The sequence below is a fragment of the Kitasatospora sp. NPDC032150 genome (assembly GCF_055579945.1).
Genome location: NZ_JBVIMH010000039.1, coordinates 26,623 through 45,225 on the forward strand (window position 1 = coordinate 26,623; position 18,603 = coordinate 45,225).

The 18,603-nt window shown below is 72.1% G+C and carries 18 protein-coding genes; 15 read left to right on the forward strand and 3 right to left on the reverse strand.

Features of this window, described 5'->3' with window-relative positions; genetic code table 11:
* Positions 1 to 14 precede the first annotated feature (14 nt).
* The 12 genes from metK (at position 15) to ACZ5ON_RS31025 (ending at position 13,347) form a co-directional block, all read left to right on the forward strand.
* Positions 15 to 1,235, forward strand: coding sequence for a methionine adenosyltransferase (metK, locus tag ACZ5ON_RS30970; protein WP_465599640.1), 1,221 nt, complete (start codon positions 15 to 17; stop codon positions 1,233 to 1,235).
* Positions 1,232 to 2,776, forward strand: coding sequence for an S-methyl-5-thioribose-1-phosphate isomerase (mtnA, locus tag ACZ5ON_RS30975; protein ID WP_465599642.1), 1,545 nt, complete (start codon positions 1,232 to 1,234; stop codon positions 2,774 to 2,776). Before metK ends, mtnA begins: the two co-directional genes overlap by 4 nt.
* Positions 2,773 to 3,435, forward strand: a complete 663-nt coding sequence (gene mtnB, locus ACZ5ON_RS30980; protein WP_465599643.1) for a methylthioribulose 1-phosphate dehydratase — start codon at positions 2,773 to 2,775, stop codon at positions 3,433 to 3,435. The genes mtnA and mtnB overlap by 4 nt, the downstream gene beginning before the upstream one ends.
* The gene (locus ACZ5ON_RS30985) at positions 3,432 to 4,010 is read left to right on the forward strand and encodes a 1,2-dihydroxy-3-keto-5-methylthiopentene dioxygenase (protein ID WP_465599645.1); all 579 of its coding nucleotides are present in this window, start codon (positions 3,432 to 3,434) and stop codon (positions 4,008 to 4,010) included. The genes mtnB and ACZ5ON_RS30985 overlap by 4 nt, the downstream gene beginning before the upstream one ends.
* On the forward strand, positions 4,007 to 4,765 hold the full coding sequence (gene mtnC, locus ACZ5ON_RS30990) for an acireductone synthase (RefSeq protein ID WP_465599647.1): 759 nt from the start codon (positions 4,007 to 4,009) through the stop codon (positions 4,763 to 4,765). Before ACZ5ON_RS30985 ends, mtnC begins: the two co-directional genes overlap by 4 nt.
* Complete coding sequence (locus ACZ5ON_RS30995) at positions 4,762 to 5,574, forward strand: S-methyl-5'-thioadenosine phosphorylase (protein ID WP_465599649.1); 813 nt, start codon at positions 4,762 to 4,764, stop codon at positions 5,572 to 5,574. The genes mtnC and ACZ5ON_RS30995 overlap by 4 nt, the downstream gene beginning before the upstream one ends.
* A gap of 51 nt (positions 5,575 to 5,625) precedes the next feature.
* Positions 5,626 to 5,976: a cupin domain-containing protein gene (locus ACZ5ON_RS31000; protein WP_465599651.1), complete on the forward strand. Its 351-nt coding sequence runs from the start codon at positions 5,626 to 5,628 to the stop codon at positions 5,974 to 5,976.
* 12 nt (positions 5,977 to 5,988) lie between these two features.
* Positions 5,989 to 7,350, forward strand: coding sequence for a class I tRNA ligase family protein (locus tag ACZ5ON_RS31005; protein ID WP_465599653.1), 1,362 nt, complete (start codon positions 5,989 to 5,991; stop codon positions 7,348 to 7,350).
* A gap of 75 nt (positions 7,351 to 7,425) precedes the next feature.
* Positions 7,426 to 9,510, forward strand: a complete 2,085-nt coding sequence (locus ACZ5ON_RS31010; protein WP_465599655.1) for a GNAT family N-acetyltransferase — start codon at positions 7,426 to 7,428, stop codon at positions 9,508 to 9,510.
* On the forward strand, positions 9,507 to 11,444 hold the full coding sequence (locus ACZ5ON_RS31015) for an FAD/NAD(P)-binding protein (RefSeq protein ID WP_465599657.1): 1,938 nt from the start codon (positions 9,507 to 9,509) through the stop codon (positions 11,442 to 11,444). Before ACZ5ON_RS31010 ends, ACZ5ON_RS31015 begins: the two co-directional genes overlap by 4 nt.
* Positions 11,441 to 12,862: an MFS transporter gene (locus ACZ5ON_RS31020; RefSeq protein WP_465599659.1), complete on the forward strand. Its 1,422-nt coding sequence runs from the start codon at positions 11,441 to 11,443 to the stop codon at positions 12,860 to 12,862. The genes ACZ5ON_RS31015 and ACZ5ON_RS31020 overlap by 4 nt, the downstream gene beginning before the upstream one ends.
* 65 nt (positions 12,863 to 12,927) lie before the next feature.
* Positions 12,928 to 13,347, forward strand: coding sequence for an FAD/NAD(P)-binding protein (locus tag ACZ5ON_RS31025; protein WP_465599661.1), 420 nt, complete (start codon positions 12,928 to 12,930; stop codon positions 13,345 to 13,347).
* Positions 13,348 to 13,577: 230 nt separating this feature from the next.
* On the opposite strand, the gene ACZ5ON_RS31030 is transcribed toward ACZ5ON_RS31025, so the two are convergent.
* Both ACZ5ON_RS31030 and ACZ5ON_RS31035 read right to left on the reverse strand, forming a co-directional pair.
* A complete protein-coding gene (locus ACZ5ON_RS31030; RefSeq protein WP_465599663.1) occupies positions 13,578 to 13,937 on the reverse strand; it encodes a hypothetical protein in 360 nt (119 codons plus the stop codon).
* 24 nt (positions 13,938 to 13,961) lie between these two features.
* Positions 13,962 to 15,179, reverse strand: coding sequence for an MFS transporter (locus tag ACZ5ON_RS31035; RefSeq protein ID WP_465599665.1), 1,218 nt, complete (start codon positions 15,177 to 15,179; stop codon positions 13,962 to 13,964).
* Between the two features lie 333 nt (positions 15,180 to 15,512).
* Between ACZ5ON_RS31035 and ACZ5ON_RS31040 the strand changes: the two genes are divergently transcribed.
* A complete protein-coding gene (locus ACZ5ON_RS31040; protein WP_465599667.1) occupies positions 15,513 to 15,968 on the forward strand; it encodes a TolB family protein in 456 nt (151 codons plus the stop codon).
* A 300-nt stretch (positions 15,969 to 16,268) separates the two neighbouring features.
* Here the strand turns inward: ACZ5ON_RS31040 and ACZ5ON_RS31045 are convergent, their stop codons facing one another.
* Positions 16,269 to 16,937, reverse strand: coding sequence for a TetR/AcrR family transcriptional regulator (locus ACZ5ON_RS31045; protein ID WP_465599669.1), 669 nt, complete (start codon positions 16,935 to 16,937; stop codon positions 16,269 to 16,271).
* A 104-nt stretch (positions 16,938 to 17,041) separates the two neighbouring features.
* On the opposite strand from ACZ5ON_RS31045, the gene ACZ5ON_RS31050 reads away from it, so the two are divergent.
* Together ACZ5ON_RS31050 and ACZ5ON_RS31055 are read left to right on the forward strand one after the other, a co-directional pair.
* Positions 17,042 to 17,983, forward strand: coding sequence for an alpha/beta hydrolase (locus ACZ5ON_RS31050; protein WP_465599670.1), 942 nt, complete (start codon positions 17,042 to 17,044; stop codon positions 17,981 to 17,983).
* Complete coding sequence (locus ACZ5ON_RS31055; RefSeq protein WP_465599671.1) at positions 17,980 to 18,579, forward strand: GNAT family N-acetyltransferase; 600 nt, start codon at positions 17,980 to 17,982, stop codon at positions 18,577 to 18,579. The genes ACZ5ON_RS31050 and ACZ5ON_RS31055 overlap by 4 nt, the downstream gene beginning before the upstream one ends.
* Positions 18,580 to 18,603 lie beyond the last annotated feature (24 nt).

Genomic DNA, 18,603 nt, shown 5'->3' on the forward strand with positions numbered 1-18,603 from the left:
ACGGAGGAGCAGCAGTGTCCCACCGCCTTTTCACCTCGGAATCGGTTACCGAGGGACATCCCGACAAGATCGCCGACCAGATCAGCGACACGATCCTCGATGCCATGCTGGCAGCGGACCCGCAATCCCGGGTCGCCCTCGAAACGTTGATCACGACGGGTCTCGTCCACATCGCCGGAGAGGTCAGGACGAGGGCCTACGTCCCGATCGCCGCCCTCGTCCGGGAGAAGATCCTGGAGATCGGGTACGACTCCTCGGCCACCGGCTTCGACGGCGCCAGCTGCGGCGTCTCCCTCTCGATCGGCAGCCAGTCCCCGGACATCGCCCAGGGTGTCGACGCCGAAGGCAAGACCGGCGACGAACTGGCCCGCCAGGGCGCCGGCGACCAGGGACTGATGTTCGGCTACGCGACCGACGAGACTCCCGAGTTGATGCCGCTCCCCATCCACCTGGCCCACCGGCTCTCCGGGCGGCTGTCCGCGCTCCGCAAGGACGGCACCTTGCCGTACCTGCGACCCGACGGCAAGACGCAGGTCACCATCGAGTACGACGGTGACCGGGCGGTCCGGCTGGACACCGTGGTGGTCTCCACCCAGCACGCCCCGGACGTCGACCTGAACACGACGCTGCCCGAGGAGATCCAGCGGTACGTGGTCGACGCCGAGTTGAAGGCGCTGGCGGAGAGCGGGGCCGCACCCGGCTTCGACACCGACGGTTACCGCCTCCTGGTCAACCCCACCGGGCGGTTCGAAATCGGTGGCCCGATGGGCGATGCCGGGCTCACCGGCCGCAAGATCATCATCGACACCTACGGCGGCATGGCACGCCACGGCGGCGGTGCCTTCTCCGGCAAGGACCCGTCCAAGGTGGACCGTTCGGCCGCCTACGCGATGCGCTGGGTCGCCAAGAACGTCGTCGCCGCTGGCCTGGCCGCACGGTGCGAGGTCCAGGTCGCTTACGCCATCGGCAAGGCCGAACCGGTGGGCCTGTTCGTCGAGACCTTCGGGACCGCGAACGTCGACCCCAGGAAGATCGAGCACGCCATCGGCGAGGTCTTCGACCTCCGCCCGGCCGCGATCACCCGCGACCTCGACCTGCTCCGCCCCATCTACGCGCAGACCGCCGCCTACGGCCACTTCGGCCGGGAGCTGCCGGACTTCACCTGGGAGCGCACCGACCGCGTCGACGCCCTGCGCGATGCGGCGGGCATCGGTTCGGGGGGCGGGGCCCGATGAGCGCGTCCGCCGTGCCAGCCGCCCTCGCCTGGGAGGACGGGGTCGTCGTCGCCGTCGACCAGCGGGCGCTGCCCGGGGCGCTGCAACTGCTGCGGCTCGAGACGGTCGACCAGATCATCGACGCGATCAAGAGCCTGGCGGTGCGCGGCGCGCCCACCTTGGGGCTCGCCGGCGCCTACGGCGTCGCCCTTGCCGCGCACGCGCACGACACCGAGACCCCCGCCGGCGAGGCCGCGCTGCGGGCCGATGCGGCCAGGCTCGCCGAGGCCCGGCCCACCGCGGTCAACCTGGCCTGGGGCGTGCGCCGTGCGCTGAGCCGTCTGGCGGCGGGGCCGCAGGGCATGCTCGCCGAGGCGCGGGCCATGGTGGCGGAGGACGCCGCGGCCAACCGCGCCGCGGCCAACCGGGCGGCCGATGTGGTGGCGGATCTGGTGCCGGGCCGGAAGCTGCGCGTCCTGACGCACTGCAACACGGGACGGCTGGCCACCGCCGCGGAGGGCACCGCCATCGGCGCCATCCTCGAACTGGCCCGCCGGGAGCTGATCGAGGAGGTGCTCGTCGACGAGACGCGCCCGCTGTTGCAAGGGGCGCGGTTGACGGCGTGGGAACTGGCCGAGGCGGGCGTGCCCTACCGGCTGTGCGTCGACTCCGCCGCCGCCGCCGCCATAGACCGTTCCCTGGTGGACTGCGTGCTGGTCGGTGCCGACCGGATCGCGGTCAACGGCGACACCGCCAACAAGATCGGCACGTACGGCCTCGCGGTGGCCGCCGCCAGGCACCGGACGCCCTTCCTCGTGGTGGCCCCCGAATCGACCTGGGACCGTGAACTCCCCGACGGCTCCGGCATCGTGGTCGAGGAGCGGGATGCCGCCGAGGTCACGGGCTTCGGTGGCGTCCAGGCGGCACCCTCCGACGCCAGGGCCTTCAACCCCGCCTTCGACGTCACTCCGGCCGAGCTGATCACCGCACTGGTCTCGGAACGGCGGACCGTGCGTCCCGGGCTCCGGGGCACCGGACCGACCGACGCCGAGATCGCGGCACTGCTCACCGAGTTCCCCGACCACCCGACCCCAGGGGTCGTCTTCCGCGACCTGGCCGGTCTCTACGCCGAGCCGGGGATGCCGGCCCGGCTGGCCGCCCGGGTGGCGGACCGCTTCGCCGGGGAGTTCGACCGGATCCTCGCCATCGAGTCCCGCGGCTTCGTGCTGGGCGCCGCGCTGGCCGCGCTGACCGGCCTGCCGCTGACCCTGGCTCGCAAGCCCGGGAAGCTCCCCGGCCCCGTCCACCAGGCCGCGTACCAGCTGGAGTACGGCAGCGACCGGCTGGAGGTGCAGGAGGGTGCGGTGCGCCCCGGCGACCGGGTGCTGTGCGTCGACGACGTCCTCGCCACCGGGGGCACCCTCCAGGCCGCGGCCCGGCTGGTCGGGGTGAGCGACGCCAAGGTGGCCGGTCTCGCCGCGATCGTCGCCCTGACGGGGCTGGGCGGCCGGGAGCGGCTCGCCGGCCATCCGGTCCTCACCCTGTGCGAGGTGCCGGCATGACCACCGCCACCGTCGCCGAACTCGGCCAGGAGTTGGCGGAGTTATCCGGCCGGCTGTACCAGCGGGGCTGGCTGCCCGGCACCTCCGGCAACCTGTCGGTCCGGCTCCCGGACGCGACGGACCGGGCGCTCATCACGGCCAGCGGCTTCGCCAAGGGCGAGCTCACCGGCGCCGACACCGTGGTGGTGGACATCGCGACCGGCGAGGTGGCGGAGCCCACCGCGCTGCGGGCGTCCGCGGAGACGTCGATCCACACTGCGATCTACCGCACGACCGACGCCGGAGCCGTCATCCACGTCCACTCGCCCTACGCGACCGCCGTCGCCTGCCGCCTCGACCGGTCGGACCAGCCCCAGTGGCTGCGGCTGGAGCGGTTCGAGCTGCTGAAGGGGCTGGGGCTGGCGGATCCGTCCGCCACCGAGTTGCCGGTGCTGCCCAACCGGCCCGACGTCGCCCGCATCGCGGCCGACACCGCCGACCACCTCGGCCGCACCCCGCAGGCGCCGCCCGCGCTGCTCATCGCCGACCACGGGATCACCGCCTGGGGACGCGACCTGGCGCAGGCCCGGAACCGCCTCGAATGCCTGGAGGCCATCTGCCAGGTGCTCACCGTCAACGGCGCCGCCGTACCCGTACTCACCACAGGAACGAGCTTATGACCCTGCTCCATGTCATGCCCGACGACGCCCCGGACGTGGTGCTCCTGCGCACCCGGGACCGGGCGGAGATCGCCGACGTGCTGCTCGACTGCTCGGTCCGGCTGCGCAGTTGGCCGGTCCGCGGGGCGATCGAGCCCGGCACCGCCGACGAGGCCCTGATCGAGCGCTACCGGGCGGAGGTGGACGAGCTGTGCGCCCAGGAGGGGCTCAGGCTCACCGACGCCGTCCAGTTCCACCCCGAGGACACCCCGCAGTGGCGGGCCCGCGCCGAGCAGGCCCGGCTCGCCTTCCTCGAGGAGCACCGGCACGGCGAGGACGAGGTCCGCTTCTTCGCCCAGGGCACCGGCTGCTTCTACCTCCACGTGCGGGACCAGGTCCTCGCCGTGGTCTGCGAGGCGGGCGATCTGCTGTCCGTTCCCGCCGGCACCAGGCACTGGTTCGACATGGGGCCCCGACCCGACTTCTGCGCCGTGCGGTTCTTCGAGCAGGAGGACGGCTGGGTCGGCGACTTCACCGGCGACCCCATCGCCCGCAGCGTCCCCCGGTTGGACGCGCTGCTGGCGGGTGACCGGTGAACGCCGTGACCGCCGGCCCCTTCGCGGTCGACGCGGTGGTGCTGGACATCGAGGGGACCGTCGGCTCGCTCGCCCACGTCCAGGAGGTGCTGTTCCCCTACGCGCGGGAGCGGCTCGCGGCCTGGACCGCGGAGCACTGGGACGACCCGCGGTACGCCGGAATCCGGCGGGAGATCCGGGAGTTGACCGGCGATCCGGCCCTGGATGCGGCCGGCGCGGCCGCCGCCCTGGGCAGCTGGTCGGACCGGGACCTCAAGACGCCGCCGCTCAAGGCCGTCCAGGCGGCGATCTGGGCCGACGGATACGCCGACGGGTCGCTGCACGGGCACGTCTACCCGGAGGTGCCCGGGGTGCTGGCCCGGTGGCAGCAGGCCGGCATCGCCCGGTACATCTACTCGTCGGGCGCGCTCGCCGCGCAGCGCGACTGGTTCGCCCACAGCGACCTCGGCGACCTCTCCGCACTGCTGGACGGCTACTTCGACCTGACCACCGCGGGCGGCAAGCGGGAACCCGACTCCTACCGGCGGATCGCCGCCGCGGTGGGCGCCGAGGGCCCCTCCGTGCTGTTCCTCAGCGACGTCGACGCGGAACTGGACGCGGCCGCGGCCGCCGGCTGGCACACCGCGGGGATCCGGCGCGCCGGCGACCCGCGGGGTGCCACGGTCGGCGCGCACCCGACCGTCGCCGCCCTCGATCGGCTCCAGGTCACGGGCACTCAGTGCGTACACAACGAACAGGCGGGGGTGCAGGAATGAACGAGGCAATGAACGCGGCGGACATCGGAGTCATCGGCGGCAGCGGGTTCTACGAGCTGCTCACCGACGTCGAGCGGATCGAGGTGGAGACGCCCTACGGCGCGCCGTCCGACGCGGTGTCCGTCGGGGTCGTCGCGGGGCGCCGCACGGCCTTCATCCCCCGGCACGGCAGCCACCACGAGTTTCCGCCACACAAGATCAACTACCGGGCCAACCTCTGGGCGCTGCGCTCGCTCGGCGTGCGGCAGATCCTGGCTCCCTGCGCGGTCGGGTCGCTGCGCCGGGAGCTCACGCCGGGCACCATCGTGGTCCCCGACCAGCTGGTCGACCGCACCAGCGGGCGCGTGCAGACCTTCTACGACTCCGGCGCGGTCCATGTGAGCTTCGCGGATCCCTACTGCGCCGACGGCCGCGGCGCCGTGCTCAAGGCGGCGGGCGAGACCGGCAGCGCGGTGGTCGACGGCGGCACCATGGCGGTCGTCGAGGGGCCGCGATTCTCCACCCGCGCGGAGTCCCAGTGGTTCGCGGCGGCCGGCTGGTCGCTGGTGAACATGACCGGCCACCCGGAGGCCGTGCTCGCCCGCGAACTCGCCCTGTGCTACACGTCGCTGGCGCTGGTGACCGACCTCGACGCGGGGATCGACGCCAGTGAGAGCGTCGACCAGGAGTCGGTCTTCCAGGTGTTCAAGCAGAACACCGAGCGCATGCGCGACCTCGTGCTCCGCACCGTCGAGGAGATGCCGACGGAGCGGAACTGCCACTGCGCCACCGTCCTCGACGGCCTGGAGCTCCCCTTCCAGCTCTCCTGATCCCGCAACGCACCCACCAACCACCCCACTCAGACGATCGGAAGGCCAACGATGAGTTTCACCTACGAGCCGCAGACCGAGGACAGCTACAAGCCCGAGTACGGCGTCCGGATCCGCCGGTTCACCGAGCTCATGGCCAAGACCGGGCCGGCCAACACCAAGCTGGGTTCCGCGGTCTCCTCCATCCAGCCCGGCGAGTCGATCCAGGAGCACCAGCACCCGGTGACGGAGCTGCTGTACCTCATCAACGGCAAGGCCCGGGTCCGGGTCGAGGACACCATCCAGGAGATGTCCGAGGGCGACGTGATCGTGATCGAGGGCGACCACGTCCACCAGGTCTCGAACGCCGGCGACGAGCCGATCCGCTTCTTCAGCTTCTGGTGGAGCGAGCCGGAGAAGTAGAGGAGCGATCCCGTGGTCTACGTCATCATCACCCCGCCGCCCACGCCCAACGGCGGCCTGCACGTCGGTCACGTGGCCGGTCCGTACCTCCGCGCCGACCTCAATACCCGGCTGCTGCGGATGTTCGGCACGGAAGCCGTCCACGCCTCCCACATCGACAACTACCAGACCTACGTCAAGCGGAAGGCGGACGAGAAGCAGCGCGACGTCGAGGAGTTCCGCCTCGACATGATCGAGGCCATCGAACGCGACTACGCCGCCCTGGACATGGAGTTCGGTTCCCGCATCGACAACACCGCGGCGCCCTACGTGGCGTACCTGCGCGGCTGCGTCGAGGAGCTGCTCGGCGACCCGCGTGCCGCGGCGAAGGACGAGTGGGTCACCGCCGAGGGCCGGTCGGCGGTGGAGGCGTTCGTGTCCGGGCACTGCCCGGATTGTCTCCAGCAGGCCGCCGCCAACGTCTGCGAGGCCTGCGGCCGTCCGCTCACCCTGCCGGAACTGCTCGCCCCGCGGGCCGAACCCTCCGGCAGCGGCGAGTTCAAGCAGCTGCCGAGCGGGGTGCCGACGGTCTTCTCCGTCGGCGCCGAGGACATCCGGGAACTGCGCCGGTTGCACCGGTCGATCACGCGTGACGACGTCTTCATCGACGAGCTCGTCGCCGGGCTGCGGCCGCACGACGTGACCCTGACCCTCCGCAGCGAGTACGGCTTCCCGGTCGGCCAGGGCCGCGTCATCAATCCGTGGATCGAGATCTTCTTCGCCCACATGTACGCGCTGGGCCAGATCCTGGGCCTGCCGGAGAGCTGCACCCTGGACGACGTCCGGCAGGTCGTCCGGGACCGGGACGACCTGCGGCTGACCTACTACTTCGGCACCGACAACACCTACTACTACGCCGCGCTCCTGCCGCTTCTCGCCGTCGTGTTCGGGCTTCCCGGGGCGGTGCCGGCGGTGCTGAAGGCCAACCGGTTCCTGCGGCTCGGCGGGCGGAAGATCTCCTCCAGCCGCAACAACGCCGTCTGGGCGGCCGACTTCGGCACCTCCGTGCCGGTGCGGTCCGCCCGGTCTGCGCTGGCCCGCTCCTGCCCGGAGTTCAGCGAGCGGGACTTCGTGCCACCGGACGAGGCGGACCAGGCGGGCCAGCGGGGCCGGGCGGCGGGCCGGGCCGAGTTCCCCCGGGCCACCACCCCGGCGGGCCGCGCCTTCGCCGCCGCCCTGGAACGCCTCGCCGCGCCGGAGCACTTCACCGTCCGCGACGTCCTCAACCGGCTCACCCGGGCCCGGGACGCGATCGACGGCGGGAGGCTGTCCACGGCGGAGGCCGCGGAGCTGGCGCGGATGGCCGACGCGGTCGAGAGCCACCTGCTGCTCTGAACGTCCAACCCCACCCGCCCTCCGGACGGAACCGGTCCGGAGGGCGGCCCACCCACTGCTAGCGGAGGATCCGCGATGAAAATCGCCGTCATCGGCGCGGGAGCGGCCGCCACGTCGGTACTTCACGAACTGCACCGGCGGCTGCGGCCGGAGCTGCCCGAGGTGCATGTGATCGATGGCGCGCCCAGGTTCGGGCCGGGCGGCGTGTACCGCGAGGACCTGACGTGCGCGCTGGTCAACCGGCAGGCGCGGGCCATGTCGGTCAGCTACGACGACCAGGACGACTTCGCCGCGTGGCTGCGCGCACGCGACCTGGTCTCGGCCGCGGTGCTGGACGGCGAGTACTACAGCCGTGAGCTGTTCGGCCGGTACCTGGAGGAGCGGTTCGAGGAGGCCGCGCGGGCCTGGGCGGCCGATGGCGCGCCGTTGCGGCTCGTCCGCTCCTACGTCGACACCGTGCGGGAGTCGCCCGACGCGGTCCACCTCCACGCGGCCGGCACCGGCTGGGAGTCGTACGACTACGCCATCACCTGCACCGGCCACGGGCGTCAGGACCGCGCGGGCGCCGACCGGGACGGGATCGCCGCGCCGTACCCGCTCTCCTCACTGGTGCAACGCGCGCGCGGCGCCCGGGACATCGGCATCGTCGGCCTCGGCCTCACCGCGATGGACACCGTGACCGCGCTGCTCGAGGCCGACCTCGACGCCCGCATCACCCTGCTCTCCCGGTCGGGTTTCCTCCCCGACGTCCGCGCCGACTACGCGGTCGACCTCCCCCTCACCACCCCCGAGGTCAGCCCCGGAGGTCGGCTCACCATGGCCGACCTCCGCGCCCAGCTCCTGGCGGAGCTGGGGGCGCACGGCATCGGCCACGACGAACTCCGCGCCTATCTGGACCGGTTGCGGCTGGGCATCACCGGCTTCGTCCGGTACGACGACATCCCCGCCGAGCACCGGGCCATCCAGAACCTCTGCATCTCGCTGGCCAACCGCGACCTGCCGGCGTACTGGTACGCCTTCGATGACAGCGACCGCAAGCTCTTCCACGACCGCTACTTCCGCCACCTGCAGGCGATCACGGCCCCGGTGCCGCGCAGCACCGCCCGCATGATCACCGACGGCTACCGGAGCGGGCGCATCCGCATCATCCGCGGCACCCTCGGGACGACCGATAGCGGGCCGGTCGTCGTCGGCGAGCACGGCACCGAGCGCTTCGACCTGCTGGTCGACGCGACCGGCCGGGCCACCAGCGCCGGCCAGGTCGAGTTCGAACTCGGCCTCGCCACCACCGCCGGAGCGCAGTTGGACGCCTATGGCGGCATCCGGGTGCAGCGCACCACGGGACGGCTGGTCAGCGAGGGCGGGACGCGCTCCCGCATCTACGTGATCGGCTACGCCACCCGGGGATCGCTGCTCTACTCGTCCTCCCTCTACCAGGCCACCCGCAACGCGAAGATCGTGGCCGAGGACCTGAGGGCGGCGACGCTCGACCAGCACCACTCGCACCACCCGCACCACCGCACCGAGGAGTTCACTGACATGAGCCGTTGGCACGAAACCCCCACCCTGTACGGCGAGTTCGTCATGCTGCGCCCGCTCGAGGAGAGTGACTGGCAGGCGCTCGCCAAGGCCCACGACGGTCTCGGGATCCTGGAGTACTTCCCCTACGGTCCGGAGTCGGAGCCGCCGTCCGCCGAGAACGTCGCCGCGGCGGTGAACGGCCCGGCGCGCAACGTGCTCCTGCAGGTCGACCGGGCCACCGGCGCCGCGGTGGGCACCACTTCGATCTACCAGGTGGACGAGGCCAGGCGCCAGCTGACCATCGGCTACACCTGGCTCTCGGAGGCCGTCCAGGGCGGCCCCATCAATGCCGAGGCGAAGCTGCTGCTGTTCCGGCACGCCTTCGACACGCTCGGTGCGGTGCGCGTCCAGCTGTACGTGGACGACCTCAACATCCGCTCGCAGCGCGCCGTGCTGCGGACCGGCGCCCAGCGCGAGGGGGTGCTGCGCAAGCACGCCCGGCGGCGGGACGGCTCCTGGCGCAACACCGTGGTCTTCTCCGTCATCGACGAGGAGTGGCCGCAAGTCAGCGAGCGGCTCGCGGCGACCGTGCGGGACCGCGCCCGCGCCGTCGGCGCTGACGGGGCTGTCCGGTCATGACGGATTACCAGCCCCCCTACCGGGTGGCAGTGGTGGGCGCCGGCCCCCGGGGCCTGGCCGTGCTCGAACGCTTCGCCGCCCGGCTCGCCGGGCGGCCCGTCGGGCGGGCCGTCGAGCTGTACGCCATCGACGCCGTCGAGCCCGGCTGCGGCCGGATCTGGCAGCCCGCCCAGCCCGAGCAGCTGCTGATGAACTCCATGGCCGCGGACGTCACCATGTTCTCCGGCCCGCAGGACGCCGGCCCGGCCCGCCCCGGCGCCGGCCCCTCGCTCTTCGAGTGGTGGGCGGCGGACGACCCCGGCAACCCCGCGGTGCAATCCGGGAACTACTCGCCCCGCGCGGTCTTCGGGCGGTACCTGCGGTTCGTCCTCGACGCCGTCGAACGCGACCTGCCGGCCGGCGCGCGCCTGCACCGGGTGCGGGACACCGTGCTGCGCATGGACCGCCCGGACCCCGGCACCGGGTGGCTGCTGTCCCTGGCGAGCGGCCGCACCCTCGAAGCCGACCGGGTGGTGCTCACCACCGGCCACCCCGAGCTCGAACCCACCGCGGCCGACCAGGAGTTCACGGCCTTCGCCGCGGCCCGCCCGAACCTCGCCTACGTACGCGGCGACTCGGCAGCCGACATGCCGCTCGACGGCTTACCCGCCGGCGGCACCGTGGGCATCATCGGCCTCGGGCTGACCTTCTTCGACGTCGTGAGCCTGCTGACCGAGGGACGCGGCGGCCGTTTCGCCACCGGCCCCGACGGGGCGTCACTGCGCTACCTGCCGAGCGGCCGCGAGCCCCGGCTGGTGGCGGGCTCGCGCAGCGGTGCCACGCTGCCGCCCCGGCCGCGGGACGAGCGGCCCGTCGGCCACGCCCACCAGGCCAGGATCTTCACCCGGGACCGGGTCGAGCGGTTGCGGGCCCACGGCAAGCTCGACTTCGTGCGCCAGGTGCTGCCCTGGCTGTCAGCCGAGGTCACGCTGGTCTACTACGCCACCGAGATCCGGGAGCGCAGTGGGCCGCAGGATGCCAGGCTCTTCGCGGACCAGGCCGTGCGGGCGGTCCACGCCCTCGCGTCGACCGTCGACACCGAGGACGCGCCGGAGCACGTGGTGGCCCGGCAGGCTGTCGACTTCGGGTGCGTCGACCCGGCCCCGCTCGATCTGCGCGGGCTGGCCAAGCCGTTCACCGGGCGGGAGTTCCCGGACCGGGCCAGCTACCAGCGGGCGGTCGCCGAGCTGCTCCGCCGCGACATCGCCGACGCGGAGGAGGGCAACGTCCGCAACCCGCTCAAGGCGGCGATCGAAGCGCTGCGCGACGTGCGGGGCGCGATCCGGGCCGCCGTGGACTTCTCCGGACTGACGCCCCGCTCCCACCGGGAGGACTTCCTCGGCTCGTTCGCCCCGGTCAGCCACCACCTGTTCGCCGGGCCGCCGATCGCCAGGGCCCGCCAGCTGCTGGCGCTGATGGATGCCGGGATCCTCCAACTCATCGGGCCTGGTGCGCAGTTCGGGGTGGACGACGAGCTGGGCCGGTTCACCGCCCACTCACCCCGGGTCGCCGAGCCGCCGGTGCTGCTGGACGCGCTGGTCGACGCGCGGATCCCCGCCCCGGACATCCGCCGGGACACCTCCCCGCTCATCCGGCAGCTGCGCCGGCAGGCCGTCGTCAGCGACCACGTCAACGCCGACGGCGAGGAGCGGTTCGAGACCGGCGGCATGGCCATCGCCCCGTCGCCGTTCCACCCCGTCGACGGGCGGGGGCGGCCCGTGCCGGAGCTGTACGCGCTGGGGATACCCACCGAACACGTCCGGTGGCTCACCCAGGTCGGCAGCAGCCGCCCCGGCCCCTGGGGCGAGTACCTCGTCGACGCCGACGCCATCGCGGGCGACCTCCTAGCCGCCGCGACGACACCGCTCGCCCTCGCCGCGGAGGTGGGGGCGTGAAGGCGACGCTTGGCACCGGCACGCCGAGCGGGGCCGGGACCGCCGCGCCACGGCCCGCCCGGCGGCGCGGCTTCGGCCTGGCCGGGATGTGCCTGGGCACCGGCCTGATCATCACGGAGGCGAGCGTCGTCAACGTGGCGGTGCCGACGATCCGGGCCGAGCTCCACGCCAACGCGGCCACCGGGCTGTGGGTCGTCGACGCCTACGCCCTGGTGATGGCCTCTCTGCTGCTCTCCGCCGGGCGGCTCGGGGACCGGATCGGCGCCCGGTCCGGCTACCTGCTCGGGCTCGCCGTCTTCAGCGTGGGCTCCATCCTGTGCAGCGTGGCACCCGATGCCGCCCTGCTCATCGTGGCCCGCGCCGGCCAAGGGCTGGGCGCCGCCCTGATTGCCCCCGCCCCGCTCACCCTGATTACCCGCACCTACACTGAGACGGTTGCCCGGACCAAGGCGGTGGCGGCCTGGGTCAGCGTGGGCAGCGTCGGCTTCGCCGTCGGGCCGCTCCTCGGGGGCCTGCTGGTGGACACCCTCGGCTGGCGGAGCATCTTCCTGATCAACCTCCCCGTCGCCGCCGTCGCGGCGTGGCTGATCGTCCGCCACGTCGAGGAGTCGCCGCGGCAGCGGGTCTCGTTCGACCTGTGGAGCCAGCTCCTCGCCGTCACCGCCCTCACCGGTGTGGTGTGGGGGTGCGTCACCTCGAGCCTCCACGACTGGGCGTCGCCCACCGTGTTCGGCCCCCTGGTCGGCGGTGCGGCGATGCTCGTCGTTTTCGTTCTCGCCCAGCACCTGGGAGCGCGCCGCGGACGCGAGGTGCTGCTGCCGCCGTCCATCCTGGCGGCCCGACCGGTGCAGGCCGGCCTGTTCTGCGGAGCGGTCTACAACCTCACGCTCTACGGCATGCTGATCGTCTTCACCTACGACTTCCAGGACTTGCGGCACTACTCCGCGTTCCAGACCGGCATGGCGTTCCTGCCGCTGACGCTCGCCGCCACCGCGGCCTCGACGCTCATCAGTGCACGCGCCATGAACGCCTTCGGGGCCCGGCTCTGCCTGGCCTACGGCATGGGCACCTCCGGTCTGGGCCTCGCGATCCTCGCCATCTCCCCGGCTTCCACGCCCTATTGGCTGGTGGCCGTCGGATTCGTGCTGTTCTCCCTCGGGATGGGCCTGTCAGCCCCGGCGCAGACCCTCGCGGTCATGTCCTTCGCTCCGGACGAGCACCGGCACATGGGCTCCAGCGCGCTCAACACCGCCCGGCAGACCGGCGGTGTCGTCGGTGTCGCCCTCTTCGGCGCCATCGTCTCGGGCCACTTGGCGACAGGGACGACCGCGGCCATGGCCGTCGGGGTCGCCGGCTGCCTCCTGGCGCTGACCGCCGCCCTGCGCCTCATACCACCACCCTCCACCGCGCAGTCGTGATGACGAAACGGAGCAATGACTTGGCCGGCTCAGCGATACTCCGGAGACGGATCGTCCTGTCGACCGTGTCGTCAGACTTGCACACCTGGAACCCAGTCTTCCTGCAGCTGCAGCTCGAGGAGAGCGGGTACCAGGTGACCAACCAGGAGGTGTCGATCACCCTCAACGACAAGGTCCAGGTGGGTTCCGGACGCGTGTGGCGCACCATGCAGGACGAGTGCTTCCTGATGAACACCGCCTGCGGCGAGGTGACGATGTTCTCTGGCCCCGGGCAGTGCGGCCAGGCCCGGGCGGGTGCCGGCCCGACCCTGGTCGAGTGGTGGGCCCGGGAGGATCCCGGCTACCCCGGCCCGGGCGGCTACGGGCACCGCGCCCGGCATGGTCCGCAAGCCCGGCTGGCTGGGCAAGCCACTGCCGGGCTGGGAGATCCGCGTCAACGAGGGCCACATCGAGGTCGACCTGGCCGGGATCCTGGCCGGTTATGACGGCCGGCCGATCCGGGCGGTGGGCGGCACCCGCTCCTACCGCACCGGCGATATCGGCGAGGCTGACGGGGACGGTTACCTGCGCGTCCTCGGCCGGGCCGACGACGTCTTCAAGACCGGCGGCCACCGGGTCTCCCCCTACGAGCTGGAGGCCGTGTTGCGCGCGCACCCCGCGGTACGGGACGCCGCCGTCGTGTCCGTGCCCCACCCGCGACTCGGAGTGAAGGGGCTCAGTAGATGCAGTCCCCGGGCCGGGCATCGGCCGAAACGAAGAGCGGGGTTGCCTGCGCCTGGTCGGCCGGCCCCGCCGGATGCGGCGCGCCCAGCACGAGGGCCTCCGACACGTATTCCCCCATCGGGCGCGCCCCCAGGTTGACGCAGGCGACGACGTTCCGGGCCGTCAGCTCGGCCTCGTCGAGGAGCGCGTACTGACCCACCGAGGTGCGCCGGCCGAGGTGGCCGAGGTCGAGGGTGAGGACGCGGCAGGGGAAGCGGGTTCCCTCAGCGAGGGGCGCGGACAGGACACGGGCGACGCGGAGATCGACATTCTGGAACTTCCCGAATGTGATCTGGACCTTCTCCGGCTGCATTGGCTGTTCCATGGTCACACCCTACTATCGAGATGATCTCTTCCACTCGCCGGCTTTCGCCATCTCGCCGCCTCCCCAGCTCATGTGACGGCACGTCACCACGCCGGACATCGCCCAAGTGAGCCCCGCCGCCGTGAGGCTGACCGCGGCCGCGGTGACGAAGGCCGTGCCGTAGCCGAGCCACGCGGCCATCGCGCCGCCCACCGGCCCTGCGATCGCTACCCCCAGGTCCCAGAAGGACGTCATCGTGCCCATCGACACCCCGGCCTGCCGGGAACCGGTGCGGTCCAGGGTGATGGCACTCACGGAGGGGTAGATCAGGCCGAGCCCCACGCCCGTCACCGCCGTACTCGTGAGCGCCAGCGGGGCGTTGCGTGAGCTCCCCAGCATCAACAGCCCGAGCGCCTCGATCACCAGGACGGCTCGGGCCACCCGGACTCCGCCGAGCCGGTCCACCAGTGGGCTCCCGACCGCCCGGGTGACGAGGAAGGCGACCGAGAAGACCGTCAGCCCCAACTCCTCGCCGCCGATGTGCTCGCGGGACAGATAGAGGACGAGGAGGGAGACGAGCATGCCGTACCCGTACGAGGAGAGCCCGAGGCACATCCCCGGCAACGTCACCCCGCGCGGCACCAGTTCCTGCCAGCCGGCCGGCCAGCGGCCGCCCGATGACCGGGAACCGCCGGGCTGCGGCCGTACCGCGGCGATCAGCACGGCCGACCCCGACGGAAGGCCGACGATCAAGCACCACAAGGGAGTTGACCCACCGCGGGAGACAGCCGCGTCGGCGAGGAGCGGGCCCAGCGACATGCCGACCCACATGGAGAGCCCGAACCAGCCCGTCACCCGCCCCCGGTGACCCGCCGCCGCGCCCCCGATCACCCAGGGCAGCGCCCCGGAGAACACGGCCGCTCCGCCGACCCCCATGAGGAAGCGACAGATCACCAGCACCGGCAGGGCGGGTGCCCACCACTGGCCGGCGGCGCCAATCGCGGCGGCGGCGGCCCCGCCCAACGAGACGCGCCGGGCCAGTCCAGCGTCCCCAGCCCACCCGGCCAGGGGACGGGTGAGTGCCGTACCCGCGTAAGCGGCACCCACTGCCACCCCCACCGCCGTCGGGCCGCCGTGGAACTTCTCGCCCACATAACCGGGGAGTTCCTGCAGTGTCGCACCGAGGGCGAGATAGGTTAAGAATACGGCACACCAGAGTCGCCGCACCGGAATTGGCTGTATTTTGGTCACGATCTGATCGTAGCTGCGGGCCCGGGGCCACTCTCGCGGGCGGGCGAGGCGAGCGTCGCCACCAGCCAGAGAAGAGTGGGTGCGTAGCCGTGTACTTGCCTGAGCACATTCGGGTGTACACCGACACCAGGTCGGCCGGATCGCCCCCTTCGGCCACGTGCTCAGTCAGTTTCACGTCCCCCCGCAGGCCTCCACCCGTGCCGGCCGACCGGGGGCCGCACACGCCGATGACCGCGGGGCTTGCTCCAACAGGGCTCGTGGTCATCTGCGGCAAGGAGGGACTGGGGGAGGAGGCCTCTGGGAGACAGGGCAGTTGAGCACTGTTACACAGCAGTGACACACGGAAGATGGAATGCGAACGCTTTCTCGACACCGGACCCGCTGCCGCAGACCGGGAACGTCTGGCCCAGCGGCCACGGCAGCCGCTCCGGCTACGCCAACACCGACACCGGCAAGGTGTACATCCGCGACGAGTACCTGCGCCAGCGCGGCAGCGAGGTGACCGAGGGCTCCGAGCCCGCGCTGTCGCCCGACGGCGACAAGGTCGTCTTCGTCCGCTCCGTCGACGGGCACAATCACCTGTTCGAGCGGGACCTGGACAGCCAGGACCAGACCGGCAAGGACATCACCCCCGGCGCCACCGCCAACTACGTTCAGCCCACCTGGTCCCCGGACGGCAGGACCATCGCGGCCCGCACCACCGGCGGCATCGCCACCGTCCCGGCCGACGGCTCCGCCAAGCCGGCCCTGGTGTCCACCCACGCCGGGATGCCCGCCTTCCGTCGCTGACCGAGCCGGGGGGAGCAGTCAGCGGCAACACCGGGCCGAGTCGGTTCGGCTCGCCGGATCAGTTTCCGGCCGGCCGGGTCAACGCGGCGGGCGCCGGCGATCCGCTTCCAACTGCTCAACCAGCCCGGGCTCGACGACCGACAGGAGACCTGGTCGGCCCGGACCTTCACCGACACGCCCTGGTTCAACCGCGACAATGCCGCCGCGTCCTGGCGGCACTACCTGACCGGCCGGCTGATGAGCATCTGTGAAATCGGCCAGTGCCGATCTGGATGCGCCTCAGTTTGTCTGGCCCTTGTTTCACGTTTCGGGTTGGGCTGCACGGGTCGGCGGGGTGTGTCCTGGCTCAACGGTGGGGCGGGCTTCTTCGCTGTCAGGGGTGGCTGGATGGTGGGTGTGGGTCCGCCTGGAGCTGTCGGTGAAGTGCTTGAGGACCATCTCGGTAAGCGCGGCGACGTCGGTGTCGGCCATCGGTAGGCCGGTCATACCCATGCGGTGCAGGAGGGTGCCGACGACGGTGTCGATGAAGAACAGGACACGGTCGTCCGGTTCGTCGAGCGCGTCTCGTAGGGCGAGCCGGTAGGGGTCTTGGAGCCGGCTGGCCAGGATCTCGCGCAGAGCCGGGTCGCTGACGGCGTCGCTGAACACGCCGGCGAACGCGTCGCCGACGCCCGGCTCGGCGATCTTCGCCGCGATCCAGTGGATCATCGAGGCCATCAACTCGGCTCGGTCGGCGCCCTCTTCGAACGGCACGGGGCCGAACGCGTCGAGCAGGCAGTCCACGATCAGCTCGCCCTTGGAGGGCCAGCGGCGGTAGACCGTCGTCTTCGCGATGCCGGCAGCGGCGGCGATGCGCTCGACCGTGGCACGGGCGTAGCCGAGTTCGTGGACGGTGCGCAGGGTGGTGGCGAAGACCTCGGTGGTGACGCCGGCGCGGGGGCGGCCGGGAGATCGGGGGGCTTGGGGCATTCCTTCACGATACCGGTTGCGCTACCTTAGGTATCGATACCTGAGGTAGCGAAACCTTGGGTATCGAAACCACGCTGGTGAAGCGCGTTGAAGAGGGGGATGACATGAGCTCGGCAGCTACCGGAGAGCCCGACTGGCCGGCGATGACCGCCGATGAACTGGCCGCCTACCGCGAGGCGGAGAACCGCCGGAGGGCAGCACCCGAGGCGCGGGCCATCACCGGGATGCCCGACCCCGGTGCCGTGATCACCTGGGAGGAACTGCCGCTGCCCGGGCGCCGCCTCCCCGTGCGGGTCCACCGGCCGTCCTCCCCGGACGGCGGTCCGCTGCCCCTGGTGCTGCACGTCCACGGCGGCGGGTTCGTGGGCACCGCAGTGCAGTGCGACTGGACCACCAGCCATCTCGCCGCCCGACTGCCCGCCGTGGTCGTCTCCGTCGAGCACCGCCTGCTCGCCCATGACCTCCCGCTGTCCGCCGCCGTCGACGACGGCTGGGACGCACTCCAGCACTTGGTGCGGCACGCCGACGACTGGGGCATCGACCCGGTGCGCCTCGCCGTCGTCGGCGAGAGCTGCGGCGGGCTGGTTGCCGCGCTGGCCGCCCACCGGGCAAGGGGAGCCGGCCTGCCGCTGCGGGCCCAGGTGCTGGTCAACCCCGTCACCGACGTCACCGAGACGGCGCTCGACCACCCCTCGGTTGCCGAGTACGCCCGGACCCCGACCCTCACCGTCCCCACCCTGCAGCTCTTCGTCCGGCTCGCCGTCCCCCCGGGCGCCGACTCCCGGGAGATGTCCCCGCTGTACGCCGACGACCTGAGCGGCCTCGCCCCGGCGCTGGTGGTGCTGCCGACCCACGACCCGCTGGCCGACCACGGCCGCCGCTACACCGAACACCTGCGCGCGGCGGGAACGCCTGCGCGGCTGACCGAGTACCCCGGGGCCACGCACGCGTTCCTGAGCATGCCGGGCGTGATGACCCAGGCCCAAGCCGCCCGCGCGGAGATCGTCGAGTTCCTTCGCGGCACCTTGACGGGAAGCGGATCGTGACCACCCCTCAGCCTCCAGGCGAGGGCTATATCGTGAGCGCTGAAGTGCCCTCGATCGAGGACTACCGCATGTTGCGTAGCGGCGCGGGCTTGAACGACAAGAGCCCGCAAGCCGCCGAAATCGGCCTGGCCCACTCCTGGCACTCGGTTCTCCTCCGCCACCAGGGCGCGCCGGTCGGCATGGGCCGGATCGTCGGCGATGGCGCATGCCACCTGTTCATCGTCGACATGTGCGTACTTCCGCAGCACCAGGGCCGCGGACTGGGCCGCGTCATCCTGCAGGCGCTCTCCGACGAACTGGACCAGACGACCCCGCCCCGCGCCAGCGCGCCGGCCACCGCGTTCATCTCCCTGATCGCCGACGGCGAGGCACACCGTCTCTACCGCAAATTCGGGTTCACCGACACCGCGCCGGACTCGATCGGCATGTACCGCCCGCCCCTGACAGTAGTGGCAGCGAGACGGTGTTGGTCCCGAAGTTTCACGCGCACCCCCTGCTTGTACGCTTGCTCGCCTGGAAGGTCTGCGGTTCTTGGTAGGAGGGCCCGGTGGGCGTCCGTCGGTGGATATGTGTGGTCGCGGGAGCCGTTGCGCTGAGCAGCCCGACGGTCGCCTATGCCC

What these genes read in the sequence shown, in the direction of transcription:
- ACZ5ON_RS31045 (WP_465599669.1), bottom strand. Translation starts at nt 16,937, where the DNA reads ATGCCCCAAGCCCCCCGATCTCCCGGCCGCCCCCGCGCCGGCGTCACC.
- ACZ5ON_RS30995 (WP_465599649.1), top strand. Translation starts at nt 4,762, where the DNA reads ATGAACGAGGCAATGAACGCGGCGGACATCGGAGTCATCGGCGGCAGC.
- ACZ5ON_RS30985 (WP_465599645.1), top strand. Translation starts at nt 3,432, where the DNA reads ATGACCCTGCTCCATGTCATGCCCGACGACGCCCCGGACGTGGTGCTC.
- ACZ5ON_RS31000 (WP_465599651.1), top strand. Translation starts at nt 5,626, where the DNA reads ATGAGTTTCACCTACGAGCCGCAGACCGAGGACAGCTACAAGCCCGAG.
- ACZ5ON_RS31030 (WP_465599663.1), bottom strand. Translation starts at nt 13,937, where the DNA reads ATGCAGCCGGAGAAGGTCCAGATCACATTCGGGAAGTTCCAGAATGTC.
- mtnA (WP_465599642.1), top strand. Translation starts at nt 1,232, where the DNA reads ATGAGCGCGTCCGCCGTGCCAGCCGCCCTCGCCTGGGAGGACGGGGTC.
- ACZ5ON_RS31050 (WP_465599670.1), top strand. Translation starts at nt 17,042, where the DNA reads ATGAGCTCGGCAGCTACCGGAGAGCCCGACTGGCCGGCGATGACCGCC.
- mtnB (WP_465599643.1), top strand. Translation starts at nt 2,773, where the DNA reads ATGACCACCGCCACCGTCGCCGAACTCGGCCAGGAGTTGGCGGAGTTA.
- ACZ5ON_RS31015 (WP_465599657.1), top strand. Translation starts at nt 9,507, where the DNA reads ATGACGGATTACCAGCCCCCCTACCGGGTGGCAGTGGTGGGCGCCGGC.
- ACZ5ON_RS31010 (WP_465599655.1), top strand. Translation starts at nt 7,426, where the DNA reads ATGAAAATCGCCGTCATCGGCGCGGGAGCGGCCGCCACGTCGGTACTT.